We start from the raw sequence: 13,542 nt of genomic DNA, 5'->3' as shown, positions 1-13,542 counted from the left end.
TCATTTATCATTGTAACGGAAATAAACCATTTGGAGTAGCAGGAACGATTGCGTCAACGTCGAACTATCAACAAGACACTAGCAAAAGAAAATGGAGGCACGAATCATGGAAATCACATTAGGCGGAATCGCCGGATTAGTAGCTGCGATTGCTTTCGTAGTACTTGTCATCTTCCTTGCCCGCGTCTTAAGCGCAGCAAGCAAGACACTCAATAACGTAGCCGATACGACGGCAGGATTAGAACGTCAATTAGACGGCATCATGATGGAGACGACAGCGTTGTTACATAAAACGAATCGTCTCGTCGATACGATTGAAGAAAAAACGGAATTGCTTGCACCAGTAGCCAACTCGATTGAAGAGTTAGGCACATCACTCAATAAAGTGACGGATTCGGTTCGAACTGTTTCGGATACAGTCGCAGGTGCTGCCGATACGAATAAAGAGCAGATTGCGCAAGCAGTCCGCTGGGGTTCAGTTGCTGTTGAACTCTTCAAGAAAAACAAACCAGAACCGGGTCAAGATGTCTCTTCTTCGACGACTGCAACAACGACAGTCGAAAAGAAAACACGTCGCCGTTTCCGTAAAAAATCAGAAACACCGGTGACACCAGAAGTCGTTTCTGTGCCGGATGTTGAAAGTATTCCAGATGAGTTGAAGGGAGATCGTACGCAATGACAAAACAACACCCATACCAAGCACAAGATACTTCAAAAGGTGGCGGGTTCCTCGCCGGGATTATCGTAGGGGGATTACTTGGGGCAGCGGCAGCGTTGCTGTCGAGTCCGAAATCAGGTCGTGAAATGCGCGGCATGCTCGACGAGCGCACAGCGCCAGCACGTCAACGTCTGAACGAACAAACACAAGTCGTTCGTGAAAAAGCAGAACCGCTCGTAGGCGAATGGATTCAATTAGCAAAAGATAAAGCAGCTCCTGTCATCGAAAAAGCAAAGAAAAATCCAACCGTTCAAGAAGCGGCACAGTATGCTGGTTTTGAAAAAGATCAATCGAGCATTGACGCAGCACTCGCTGAAGCAGAACAACTTGTCCGGGACATTGAACGTGAAATCGGAGATGAAGTCGACGGAGCATCGGTTGCCGAACAACTTGATACCGAAACAGTGGCTGGACTCTCTGAATTACGTGAGGATCTTGCATTGGAAGAAAACGAAGAAGATACAGAAGACGAGGACAATGATCCCCAGTCAAAGTTAAGTCATGAAAAACAACCTAAAAAATAAGTAATCCTTAAGCGTACTCACTGACTTTAAATAGTGAGTACGCTTTATTTATATACAATTTCACAAGAGTTCGCTATAATTAGTTGCTATTACGAGCTATACGCTGATTAGGGAGTGGTAGAAGAATGGATCAACATGCAGAATTAAAACGCTTACGTGATGAACTCGACCTGGTAAATGCAGAATTACTTGGATTAATTAACAAACGGGGAGAGATAGCGGTTGAAATCGGTAAAGTAAAACGAGCGCAAGGAATCGATCGATATGATCCGGTTCGTGAACGCCAGATGCTTGAATCGATTGCAGCGAGCAACAATGGTCCATTTGAAACAGGACGCCTACAGCACGTATTTAAAGAAATTTTCAAGGCCTCTTTGGAACTGCAAGGAGAAGACCGGACACGCAAGTTGCTTGTGTCGCGTAAACAAAAGCCGACGAATACCATCATCCGGATCGGAGATGACGTCATCGGTGACGGCTCGCAACAGTTAATTGCTGGTCCCTGTGCCGTTGAAAGTGAGGAACAGGTCTTTGAAGTGGCCGAGCAACTCGCGAAGCATGGTGTACGCTTCATGCGTGGTGGAGCTTACAAACCACGGACATCACCATATGATTTCCAGGGTCTTGGTTTAGAAGGATTGAAGATGTTGAAAAAGGCCGCTGATGCCCATGGTCTTCATGTCATCACAGAAATCATGACGCCGAGTGCAGTTGAGTCGGCTTTACCATACGTGGACATCATTCAAGTCGGTGCCCGCAATATGCAAAACTTCGATCTTTTGAAAGAAGTCGGCCGAACGGACAAACCGGTTCTATTGAAACGTGGTTTGTCAGCGACGCTCGAAGAATTCATGTACGCAGCAGAGTACATCATGGCAAGCGGGAATGAGCAGGTCATCTTATGTGAACGCGGTATTCGGACGTATGAGCGTGCGACACGAAACACATTGGATATCTCAGCTGTCCCAATCTTGAAGCAAGAAACGCATTTGCCTGTCATGGTCGATGTGACGCATTCGACGGGTCGCAAAGACCTGCTCCTGCCGACAGCGAAAGCGGCTTACGCAATCGGTGCAGATGCCGTCATGGTAGAAGTCCATCCGTTCCCTGCGCTCGCTCTCTCGGATGCGAACCAACAATTAGATTTTAATGAGTTTGATTCGTTCATCGAGAATCTGACTTCCACTTTTCCGGCACTAAACGTTCAATGATTTTCTAAAAAGGGTAACCTATAGCGAATGAAAACGTTTTACAATGAGGGAAGAACGGGAAAAGAAACATATCTTTTCCTGTCTTCCTTTCGTGTTGCCTAAAAATGAAAATAAAAATGAAAACGAAATCGAAATGATCGCCTAAAATAAGGAGGAATTTGTTTTGAACAGTAATATAACGATTTATGATGTCGCACGGGAAGCAGCCGTGTCGATGGCAACCGTCTCACGTGTGGTGAATGGTAATCCGAACGTCAAACCGTCGACGCGGAAGAAAGTCCAGGATGCGATTGATCAGCTCGGATACCGTCCGAATGCCGTTGCACGAGGACTCGCAAGTAAAAAAACAACGACGGTTGGTGTGATTGTACCGGATATCTCGAATATCTTTTTTGCAGATTTAGCGCGAGGGATTGAAGATGTCGCGACGATGTACAAATACAATATCATCTTATGTAATTCGGATCAAAATCCGGAAAAAGAAATCCATTTGTTAAATACGTTACTCGGGAAGCAGGTCGACGGGATCATCTTCATGGGTGGTCGTTTACACGAAGACCTTGTCCGGGAATTCAAGACATCCCCTGTTCCGATTGTGTTAGCTGCGACGTTAAATCAAGATTATGACCTTCCTGCCGTCAACATCGATTATGAAAGTGCTGCACATGATGCCGTGAAGTCGTTGATTGATCATGGACATAAACAGATCGGTTTCATCACAGGACCGCTCGAACAGCAAATTAACGGAGAAAAGAAATTTGCAGGTTACCGTAATGCCTTGGAAGAAGCGAACTTACCGTTTGACGAACAGAACGTAGTCCTCGGAAACTACACATATGATTCGGGAATGAAAGCCATGAACCAGTTGCTGGAACTCGGAGAAGATTGCCCACGTGCGATCTTTGCTGGAACAGATGAGATGGCATTGGGTGTCATTCATGCGCTCCAAGATGCCGGTTATCAAGTGCCTGAAGATTTCGAAGTCATCGGTCACGATAATACCCGTCTTGCGACGATGATTCGTCCGAAGCTGACGACGGTCGTCCAGCCGATGTATGATATCGGTGCAGTTTCGATGCGTTTGTTGACTAAAATCCTCAACAAAGAAGAAATCGAAACAAACGATGTGACGTTACCGCATCGGATTGAACAACGAGATTCGACCCGTTCTTCGTGAAAACAACAAATCCCCTTTGCTTTTCCAAGATGTTAACGGAAAAGCAAAGGGGATTTTGTATGATTATTTCTTAACGGTAACGAGTTGATCCTGATGATGATGCAATTGGTCATTTTCGACATGCAGACGAACTGTTGCAGTACCAGGATGAGTAAGGGATACCTCACCCACGTATTGATCCGCTTGTTTCGTCAAAGGAATGTACGTGTGCTTCTCGACACTCGGTTCAATGACTTCGATTTGAACATCGGCCTGGAGGGGTTTGCCATCGAGAAAGACATGAAAGGCAATCGGAAGTTTTGCTCCGACCATCGTCTTTTTTGCACCCATGTAGTGAACGGTTAAGCCCTCTGCAGCCGCGTGTTCATGCTCATGTGCCGGCTTTGCTGTTTTTTTTTCATGCGAGTGATTCATGACGACAAAAGAAATCTTGTCCATGTGATGGAGTCCTTTTTTATCATTGATATGATAAAGTCCTTCATATTCACCTTCCGCAAGCTTCGCTTCCGCTTGATAGGTACCGGTTTTCTTTAAAGTTGCCTTGATTTTTTTATGTGCAGCTTCTTTTTCATCTGCTTTCCAGACTTCAAACGTCACGTCTTCGACGGTTACTGCTTTTTTGTTCTCAAGTGCGGTCGCTTGGAAGACGACTTTTTGACTCTCCATTGTTTTTGCCGGAACATCGACCTTGACGTCAACAGCTGGTTTTCCAGACCCTTGCATCGTTTCATGATCCATCGCGTGTTTATCATTGCCGCATCCGACGAGTAACAAACCACTTGCTAAAAATACCCCCGTTAAACCAATCGTTGTTTTCTTCATCTTTTGTTCCCCCAATTGTTCGTTTACTAAGTAAAGTAATGAGACCTTATTCAGTATACCAAGAACGTGTGAAGTCCTAACGAACTAATTGTGAAAAGAACAAGACGTTTTTCCTTATTTGGAGTAGGGGGAGTGAGCCGACAAGTGTTCTTTTTTTGTGTCGTTTACAAACGGCCAAAGCAGCCGTTTGACCGTTTCCCAGTTTTTCTCCTCGATTTCAGGACGCCTTGGAATCGTCGGATAGAGCGGAAAGCGATCCCGCCAGGTTTTCGGTACGTCCGGACTTTCGGTCTGCCAGCGTGTGACCCACGAAGCGGGAAGATCGCCTTTAAAAGGCGGACGAGTGGTCAAAGCAGCAAAGACTTGGCTCCAGGCACGGGGGACAACCCGGTACCAATCATACCCACCGCCACCTAGGGCGACAATCCGTCCATCTGTATAGCGATTGGCGGCTTCGACGGCAATTTGTGGAATCTGTTCATAACTCTCCATCGTTAAGGACAGATGTGTCAGTGGGTCGAGAGCATGTGCATCTGCACCGTTTTGCGTGATGATGAGATCGGGTTTAAAAAGTTCGCATGCTTCGAACAAAACGGTCCGGTAAGCGTGCAAAAAAGAAGCATCTTCCGTGAAGGCATCAAACGGCACGTTCCAACTCCAACCATAGCCTTCCTCAGCTCCACGCTCTGTCACCATACCGGTTCCAGGGAACAAATACCGTCCCGTTTCATGAAGTGAAACGGTCATGACATCAGATCGATTATAAAAAGCCCACTGCACGCCATCGCCATGATGCGCATCGGTATCGACATATAAAATCCGGCAATCGTATTTCTGGATCATCGCCGCCATTGCGACGGCCGTGTCGTTATAAATACAAAATCCGGAAGCACGTCCACGGAAACCGTGATGCAAACCACCGCCGATATGAAAAGTCCGGCGATACTGACCGGATAAAACAAGATCACACGCTTCAATCGTTCCGCCAACAAGCAACGCCGCACTTTCATGCATCTTGTCAAATAGCGGGGTATCTTCCGTCCCAAGACCATACATCTGTGCTTTCATCGGAGAAAGTTCGCCGTGTCCTGCGAGTTTCACCGCTTGTATGTAGTCCGGATCATGAATCAGCAATAATTCCTCGTCTGTTGCCGGTCGAGGAGCACGACAGTCTACCGTATCAAGCACGCCCATTGCTTCAAGCAGAGAGACCGTCAACTCCAACCGGATGGGGTTGAAAGGGTGGGTGTCTGAAAAACGATAGTGTGCTTCTTCTTGACTGTACACATAGGCAAAGTCCTTCATCGACTGACATCAGGACCGAGCACATCAAATCCTTCCTTTCGTAATTTTTCGATGACGCGGATAGGATTCATCGTCTGGACACGAAAGGCAACGATACGAACGTACGGATCATCGGTCGGATATACTAAGACATTTAAGATATTGACATTCGTTTTGGCAAGTAAACCGGCAATTTTTGCTAAAGTCCCGGCCGTGTTTTCGACCCGGATTTCGATTTGGGAACTCGGTTCGAGTGCACCGGTCAGCTGGACGAATGTCCGTAACAAGTCCGTTTCCGTAATCAATCCGACTAGCCGACGACCGCGGACGATTGGAAGACAAGATAGGCGGTGTTCATGAAACAAGACAGCGGCATCCTCGATGAAATCTAATGGATGGGCAGTCATCGGTGTCCGTTGCATGATGCTGGAAACGGAATTTTGTTGATCCGCTAAAAAGGTATCGGGATGAAAGACACTACTTGCGCTTTGTATCTCCGTGAGTCCGATGAGCCCGAGCAGTTCATGTCGGGCATTCGTCACCGGGAGATGACGGATCTGATGACGGCGCATCAGATCAGCAGCATGAGCAATCGAATTTGTTGGTTGAATCGTGATGCAGTGTGTCTTCATGATTTGTTCGATTAACATGCGAACCCTCCTTAATCGTACATGAAGCGACGGCGGAGTCGTAACGCATCAAAATGCGCGACGACTTCGGATGCGACATGTTTTCCGATGCGTGCCATTAAACAATTGGCAGGATGCGAGGCGATTTCTGGATCATCCGTCGGAAAAAAGACAAGACCACCATGATTCATCATTTTTTCCATGATTTTGCGATAGTCCCAAACGGATAAGCCGCTTCCTTTTAAATCCCAATGCCAATAATATTCAGTCGTCAAAATTAAGTAATGTTCCATTGCGGGATCAAGCATCGACACTTCGAGTAGTTTTTTCCCAATCTGTTGTCCGCGAAAACAGGCAGCTACTTCAATGGCACCTAATTCTAAAATATACGGGTTATTTCCTTCACTCCATGTCTCATACGGATCGGGGTACAGAAACGTCACGTAACCGATGATGTCGGTCCCTTGTCTTGCGACGATGATCCGTCCTTCTTCAAGATCCGCGATTTCAACAAGTGCCTGATGTTGTTCGAGTGGTTGTCGGAAGGCTGTCAATCCTGGATCAAGCGTGTACGTAGCGAGGACCTGGCTTGGGACGGGTCCCTCGATTTCAACTGGACCAAGCGATGTTTCATGAGTACGATGATTGAATTGTTTTTCAAACATGTAAGCGTCACCACCTTCTTGTATATTATAGTCGAAAGCAGGTCGAGAAAGAGAGGGATTTTTTAACAAATTGACGGCAAATGGATTGAACTACACGATAACTAGCTTATAATGTAGAAGAGAACAGCGAAGGGGAGGAACGAGACATGAAAGTTTTGAAAGCGCTTCCGGGAAAGCATTGGTTATCCGAATATGATGGATCAGATTCATATGATTGGAAAGAAGCAGAACACTATTTTTCATGGGCGACGACGGGGAAAGTCAATATGGCCTATGAAGCAATCGATCGTCATGCTGAAGGTGAACGCGCCAATAAAAAAGCATTGGTCTACTTTGACGGTACGACCGAACAAAGCTTTACGTATGCGGACATGAAACGATTGACGAATAAGGCGGCAAACGTCCTGACAGAGGCAGGAATCCAAGCAGGAGATCGAATTTTCATCTTCATGCCACGTTCACCAGAACTGTACTTTGCTCTGCTCGGTGCCCTGAAAGTTGGAGCCATCGTGGGTCCGTTGTTTGAAGCTTTCATGGAGCAAGCCGTTCGGGATCGGCTGCTTGATTCAGAAGCGAAGATGTTGATTACGACCAAAGCCTTGTTGCCACGTGTTCCGGTCGATGAGTTGACATCCCTCGAACAGATATTCTTAGTCGATGAAGAGATTGAAACAAATGAGAAAATTTCTGACTTCCGGAGTGCGTTTGAACAAGCTTCGGAGTCGTTTGAGCCAGTCTGGCTGGACCGCGAGGATGGTTTGATCTTGCACTACACATCAGGTTCTACCGGAAAACCAAAAGGGGTCTTACATGTTCAAAATGCGATGATTCAGCATATGATGACAGGGCGTTGGGTCCTTGATTTACAGGAAGAGGATGTCTACTGGTGTACCGCAGATCCAGGATGGGTGACCGGCACGAGTTACGGTATCTTTGCCCCATTTTTAAATGGCGCGACGAATGTGGTCGTCGGGGGACGCTTTAATCCCGACTTTTGGTATAGTATCATCGAAAAATATAAGGTGACGGTCTGGTACAGTGCACCAACGGCATTCCGAATGCTGATGGGAGCTGGAGCTGAAATTGCGAATACACATGATTTATCCAGTCTGCGCCATGTCCTCTCGGTCGGGGAACCACTTAATCCAGAAGTCATCCGTTGGGGAAAAGAAGCGTTTGACCAACGGATTCATGACACATGGTGGATGACTGAGACCGGTGCGATGATGATCTGCAATTATAAGTCGATGGATATTAAACCGGGATCGATGGGGAAACCGATTCCGGGTACGCAAGCCGCGATAGTCGATGATCAAGGAAACGAACTCCCTCCGTTCCGTATGGGGAATTTAGCACTGAAAACACCATGGCCATCGATGATGCGTCAAATCTGGAACAATCCGCAAAAATATGATTCGTATTTCTTCAAAGGCTGGTATGTCTCTGGGGATTCTGCTTATATGGACGACGAAGGGTACTTTTGGTTCCAAGGACGTGTGGATGATGTCATCATGACTGCTGGAGAACGTGTCGGACCGTTCGAAGTCGAAAGCCGACTCGTCGAGCACCCTGCTGTCGCGGAGGCTGGTGTCATCGGGAAACCGGATCCGGTACGTGGCGAAATCATCAAAGCCTTTATTTCATTACGGGATGGTTATGAACCGACGGAAGAATTAAAACAAGAAATTCAAAAGTTCGTCAAAGAGGGGCTGGCAGCACATGCAGCACCTCGGGAAATCGATTTCCGGGATAAATTGCCGAAAACACGAAGCGGAAAAATCATGCGTCGTGTCTTAAAGGCATGGGAATTGAATCTTGAAGCGGGTGACCTTTCGACGATGGAAGATTGATAACAACTTGATCGAACAGTAAACCATTAAAGACCACCTGCATCCAAAATGAATTTGGATGCAGGTGGTCTTTGGCGGTTGACTAAAAGCGACAAAAAACCATCGCCCACTGAAGGGGCGATGGTTAAAAAGAAGGCGTGCGTTACTCAGTGTTTTTCTTGTCCTCATTGGCTTTCTTTTTTGCCTCTGCTTCAGCCTTCGCTTTTGCCTCTGCTGCTTTTTTAGCCGCAGCGTCGGCTTTTGCGTCGTCTGCTTTACGTTTGGCGTCCGCATCGGCTTTCGCTTTTGCGTCGTCTGCTTTACGTTTGGCATCCGCATCGGCTTTCGCTTTTGCGTCGTCCGCTTTACGTTTGGCGTCCGCATCGGCTTTCGCTTTTGCGTCGTCTGCTTTACGTTTGGCGTCCGCATCGGCTTTTGCTTTTGCGTCATCCGCTTGTTGTTTGGCAACGTCTGCTTTCGCAGCATCCGCTTTTTTCTTCGCTTCCGCATCTGCTTGTTTTTTCTTTTCTTCGGCGGCTTTTTTCTTCGCCTCAGCTTCTTTTTTCTTTTTGTCTTCCTCTTTGAAACGACCTGTGTTTTTAAAGTCATTGGCACTGACGGATGCTGGCTGATTGAAGCGAGCACCTGACTTAAAGTAACTGCTGTTCGCATTATACGTCAGGTTGGCCATTTGAGCCCAAACATTTTGTGTTCGTTGATAATAGGTCGTCGCACCAAACAATGAGTTGTTTTGGTCATGTCCCGTCCAGACAGCGAGTGTAACACCAGGTGTTGAACCAACAAGGTAGGAATCCTTGATTTCGTTCGTCGTCCCTGTTTTACCAGCCCAATCTCCTGGCACCTTGAGTAAGGAATTCGCATACTGAGCCGTTCCTTTATCAAAGACGCCGCGCATCATATCTAATGTTAAATAGGCAGTCCGATCTTCATAAATCCGTTTTTTCTTTGATTTCGCTTTATAAATATTTTTGCCATCCTTCGTAATTTTGGAGATGATATACGGTTTGACATATTCACCGTAGTTCGCGAATGTCGCATAAGCACCTGCAAGCTCAACCGGTGTGATTTCCATCGTCCCGAGCGCGGCAGAAGGCGCGTAACGGATGTTATCGGGAATTTCGATCCCCATGTCGACTAACTTTTGTATCGAGTTTGCCATGTTCATTTTTTCGTACGTCTTAACGGCAGGGACGTTCAGCGAAAGTTCGAGTGCTTCTCGAATCGTAACGTTTCCACGGTAACGTCCGCCTTCATTATTGATCGGGTTATCTCCCGGTTGACGAGGAACGGTCTGGTAATAATATTCTTCATCATTAATCGTCGAAGCTGGTGTAATCAATCCGTTTTCGATTCCGTTTGAATAGACGAGAATCGGTTTAGCGGTTGATCCGATTTGACGTTTCGCTTGGAAAGCACGGTTGAAGTCATCCGCAGCTCCATCTGTATAACGTCCACCAACAAAACCTAGAATGCGACCGGTCTCATTTTGAATCAAGACGGCAGCTGTTTCTTCCGGATCTTTTTTGTTCACCGTTTTTTTCGTTTTTGGATCAACGACTTGTTTATACTGTAGTGTACTTGGGAAATTGGCTGCATTTTTAGCAGGCGTCTGCATCGCTTCGTGGATTTTTTTATCAAGCGTCAAGTGAATTTTATAACCACCTTGGCGGATCGCGACAAGTGCTTGATCTTGATAATTCGCTTTGACTTCAGCGAGTTCAGACGGTTTGACTTCATCTTCTTTAACACCGTCTTTCTTCATGAAATAACTGGTCATGATTCTTAAGGCTTCTTTTTCAGCCAAATCATAGACGTACGGATACGTCTCACGTGACCGTGTTGATGTTTTGGCGAAGTCTTTTGTGATATCGTATTTGATAGCTTTTTCGTACTGTGCTTTCGTAATGTTTTGGGCGACATACATCCGCTTTAAAACCGTTTTCATGCGGTTGGTACTTGGTGTCAGGTCTTTTTTGATGACACCACCTTGAAGGTACGGTGTGTAGTAGTACGGGTTTTTCGGGATACCCGCTAAGAAAGCAGCTTGTGGCAACGTTAATTTTTTCGCTGGTTTATTGAAGACACCACGTGAGGCTGCTTCGATTCCGGCGATATTGCGACCAAGTGAGTTTCGACCGAACGAAACGACGTTCAGATACGCCTGCAGGATTTCATCTTTTGTCATCGCATTTTCCAGACGTAACGCCAAGATGATTTCTTTTGCTTTTCGTTCGAATGACACTTCGTTCGTTAAGATTTGGTTTTTAATCAACTGCTGCGTGAGCGTACTACCGCCTGTTCGTGAAGCGGAGTTCGTGAGTTCTTGCAAAACGGCACGTAATGTTGCTTTTGGCACAACACCATCATGTTCGTAAAAATCAACATCTTCCGTTGATAAAACGGCATCGAGCAGATAGGGTGAAATTTCTTTGATATCGACAGGCTGACGTTCTTCATCTGTCGAGATGTTCGTCAACTTTTCGCCACTTCCCCAATAAATCTGACTCGTAATGGCATAACTATTCACTTGTTGCTTCATTTCTGTCAATTGAGGTGCTTTTGTATCTTTGACGAGTGACGCAAAGTAGCCTCCAGCTGCTCCGACAGAAAAACTTCCGACCAGTAAGACACCTATAATGAGGAATAAAATGATATTCCAAGATACGTCGTATGTGATATTCGACCAGTGCCGAACGGCTTTCGTCCGGGGATGATTCCAAAACTTGAACCAGTTCTCGCGCATAAATGATCTCCTTTACATCTTAAACTTGGGTGTAAATTAACATTAAATCACAGATAGGCGTATTATACCATATCTGAAGTATCAGAAAGTGGCTTGACAGTGGATTCTGCTTCGACGTATCATTGAAACATCTTAATGTGATTATATAAAAAATAAGCTGTGAATGGAATTGAGTAATGAATCGCTCCCTGTATCAGAGACCTAGTGGTGCTGCGAACTAGGACATAGCGCTTTCATGAATTACGCTTCCAGGAGCTTCTTGAGAAATCAAGCGGATGTGCCCCGTTATCGGCAATCTAAGTGGCATGAATTTCATGCAATTAGGGTGGTACCACGGAATCTTCCGTCCCTTCGTTTATTCGAGGGGACGGTTTTTTTTAGATTATTTTAGGGGGAAGACAGATGACGTTACTGGAAGACTTAGAGTTTCGTGGTTTAATTAGTCAAATGACAGACGAAACAGGGATAAAAGAATTACTCGCAAACCCGACGACGCTGTATACAGGATTTGATCCGACAGCGGATTCGTTACACATCGGACACTTATTGCCGATTCTTGTCCTCAAACGGTTCCAAGAAGCGGGGCATCACGTAATTGGACTAGTCGGCGGCGCAACAGGTATGATTGGTGATCCAAGTGGTCGTTCAACAGAACGTTCATTGAATACATCGGATATCGTCGAAGAATTTGCAAACCGAATCAAAGGACAATTATCCCGTTTCTTACCGCTTGCAGGTGAAAACCCGGTGACGATTGCCAATAACTTAGATTGGACAAAGGATTTGACGATCATCGATTTCTTGCGCGATATCGGAAAACATTTCCCGATCAGCTACATGTTAGCCAAGGATTCCGTGGATTCCCGCCTCCAAAATGGGATTTCGTTCACAGAGTTTTCGTACATGTTGTTACAATCATTCGATTTTTTGAAGTTATACGAAAATGAAGGCTGCCGCCTCCAGGTTGGAGGAAGCGATCAGTGGGGGAATATCACGGCGGGAATGGAATTGATTCGTCGTGTCGGACATGATCAAAAAGCATTCGGGATGACGGTCCCTCTTGTCACGAAATCAGATGGACAAAAGTTCGGAAAAACGGCAGGCGGTGCAGTCTGGCTCGATGCGGAAAAAACGACACCATACGAATTCTACCAGTTTTGGTTTAACGTCGATGATTTAGATGTCATCAAGTTCTTGAAATACTTTACGTTCTTGACGCATGAAGAAATCATTGCACTCCAACAAGAAGTAGAAACCGCACCAGAAAAACGGGTAGCGCAGCGTCGACTAGCAGAAGAGATGACCGTCCTCGTTCATGGAACGGAGGCCTTGGAGCAAGCAGAACGTATCACGAAAGCACTCTTTAGCGGAGAAATCAAAGCGTTGAAAGCAGAAGACATTGCGGACGCCTTTAAAGGAATGCCACGTTTTACGCTTGGTGAGCACACGAACCTTGTCGATGTCCTGGTCGAGGCGAAGATCAGCCCGTCAAAACGTCAAGCGCGCGAAGATGTGACGAATGGTGCCATTTACATCAACGGAGATCGCGAACAAGAACTGACGAAAGAGATCACGAAACAAGATGCGATTGGTGACTTCACGATCATCCGGCGTGGGAAAAAGAAATACTTTGTCTTGGAACATGCTTGAACATAACCACAAAAACAACGCTGACTCAAAATTGAGGGCGTCTCTCGATTAAAATGAATGAAAGGAGTTGGATTTCCGGTGTTTGATCCGAAAATCCAACTCCCTTTTCTTTCGTAAACCATAAGAATTTGTATAGAAAAGGCCGATGATCCCGTGAAAAGTGATATGCTCCCACAAAAATAGACAGTTGAAATAACAAAACTGTCTACTTTTGAAGGGAGCTTTTTCTATGGCCACATCTAAATTTTTGCTTGATGAAAAAATACACA

General features: G+C 45.9%; 11 protein-coding genes and 1 other annotated feature. Of the genes, 6 read left to right on the top strand and 5 right to left on the bottom strand.

Features of this window, described 5'->3' with window-relative positions:
- Positions 1–106: 106 nt before the first annotated feature.
- From KNQ13_RS01940 to ccpA, 4 genes are all read left to right on the top strand, one after another.
- Complete coding sequence (locus KNQ13_RS01940) at positions 107–679, top strand: DUF948 domain-containing protein (RefSeq protein ID WP_209548479.1); 573 nt, start codon at positions 107–109, stop codon at positions 677–679.
- Positions 676–1,242, top strand: a complete 567-nt coding sequence (locus KNQ13_RS01935) for a YtxH domain-containing protein (RefSeq protein ID WP_209548478.1) — start codon at positions 676–678, stop codon at positions 1,240–1,242. The genes KNQ13_RS01940 and KNQ13_RS01935 overlap by 4 nt, the downstream gene beginning before the upstream one ends.
- A gap of 125 nt (positions 1,243–1,367) precedes the next feature.
- Positions 1,368–2,453 (top strand): bifunctional 3-deoxy-7-phosphoheptulonate synthase/chorismate mutase, encoded by a 1,086-nt coding sequence (locus tag KNQ13_RS01930; protein WP_071499705.1) that lies wholly within the window; start codon positions 1,368–1,370, stop codon positions 2,451–2,453.
- A 163-nt stretch (positions 2,454–2,616) separates the two neighbouring features.
- Positions 2,617–3,630: a catabolite control protein A gene (gene ccpA / locus KNQ13_RS01925; protein WP_083412270.1), complete on the top strand. Its 1,014-nt coding sequence runs from the start codon at positions 2,617–2,619 to the stop codon at positions 3,628–3,630.
- A gap of 63 nt (positions 3,631–3,693) precedes the next feature.
- Here the strand turns inward: ccpA and KNQ13_RS01920 are convergent, their stop codons facing one another.
- The 4 genes from KNQ13_RS01920 to KNQ13_RS01905 all read right to left on the bottom strand — a co-directional run bounded on the left by KNQ13_RS01920 (position 3,694) and on the right by KNQ13_RS01905 (position 7,030).
- Complete coding sequence (locus KNQ13_RS01920; RefSeq protein ID WP_209548477.1) at positions 3,694–4,452, bottom strand: FixH family protein; 759 nt, start codon at positions 4,450–4,452, stop codon at positions 3,694–3,696.
- Between the two features lie 114 nt (positions 4,453–4,566).
- Positions 4,567–5,757 (bottom strand): acetoin utilization protein AcuC, encoded by a 1,191-nt coding sequence (locus tag KNQ13_RS01915; protein ID WP_209548476.1) that lies wholly within the window; start codon positions 5,755–5,757, stop codon positions 4,567–4,569.
- Positions 5,754–6,386, bottom strand: coding sequence for an acetoin utilization AcuB family protein (locus KNQ13_RS01910; protein ID WP_209548475.1), 633 nt, complete (start codon positions 6,384–6,386; stop codon positions 5,754–5,756). The genes KNQ13_RS01915 and KNQ13_RS01910 overlap by 4 nt, the downstream gene beginning before the upstream one ends.
- A gap of 11 nt (positions 6,387–6,397) precedes the next feature.
- Entirely contained in the window at positions 6,398–7,030 is a 633-nt protein-coding gene (locus KNQ13_RS01905) for a GNAT family N-acetyltransferase (protein ID WP_209548474.1), read from the bottom strand.
- 146 nt (positions 7,031–7,176) lie between these two features.
- Between KNQ13_RS01905 and acsA the strand changes: the two genes are divergently transcribed.
- Complete coding sequence (gene acsA / locus KNQ13_RS01900; RefSeq protein ID WP_209548473.1) at positions 7,177–8,880, top strand: acetate--CoA ligase; 1,704 nt, start codon at positions 7,177–7,179, stop codon at positions 8,878–8,880.
- A 142-nt stretch (positions 8,881–9,022) separates the two neighbouring features.
- Here the strand turns inward: acsA and KNQ13_RS01895 are convergent, their stop codons facing one another.
- Positions 9,023–11,623, bottom strand: coding sequence for a transglycosylase domain-containing protein (locus tag KNQ13_RS01895; RefSeq protein ID WP_209548472.1), 2,601 nt, complete (start codon positions 11,621–11,623; stop codon positions 9,023–9,025).
- A 150-nt stretch (positions 11,624–11,773) separates the two neighbouring features.
- Positions 11,774–11,977, top strand: a binding site (T-box leader).
- 48 nt (positions 11,978–12,025) lie between these two features.
- On the opposite strand from KNQ13_RS01895, the gene tyrS reads away from it, so the two are divergent.
- On the top strand, positions 12,026–13,273 hold the full coding sequence (tyrS, locus tag KNQ13_RS01890) for a tyrosine--tRNA ligase (RefSeq protein WP_014971020.1): 1,248 nt from the start codon (positions 12,026–12,028) through the stop codon (positions 13,271–13,273).
- Positions 13,274–13,542 lie beyond the last annotated feature (269 nt).

The sequence above is a fragment of the Exiguobacterium sp. s128 genome, assembly GCF_018618815.1.
Lineage (GTDB): Bacteria > Bacillota > Bacilli > Exiguobacteriales > Exiguobacteriaceae > Exiguobacterium_A > Exiguobacterium_A antarcticum.
Note: the sequence above shows the minus strand (reverse complement) of the source record. Positions and strands in the feature narration are given on the sequence as shown.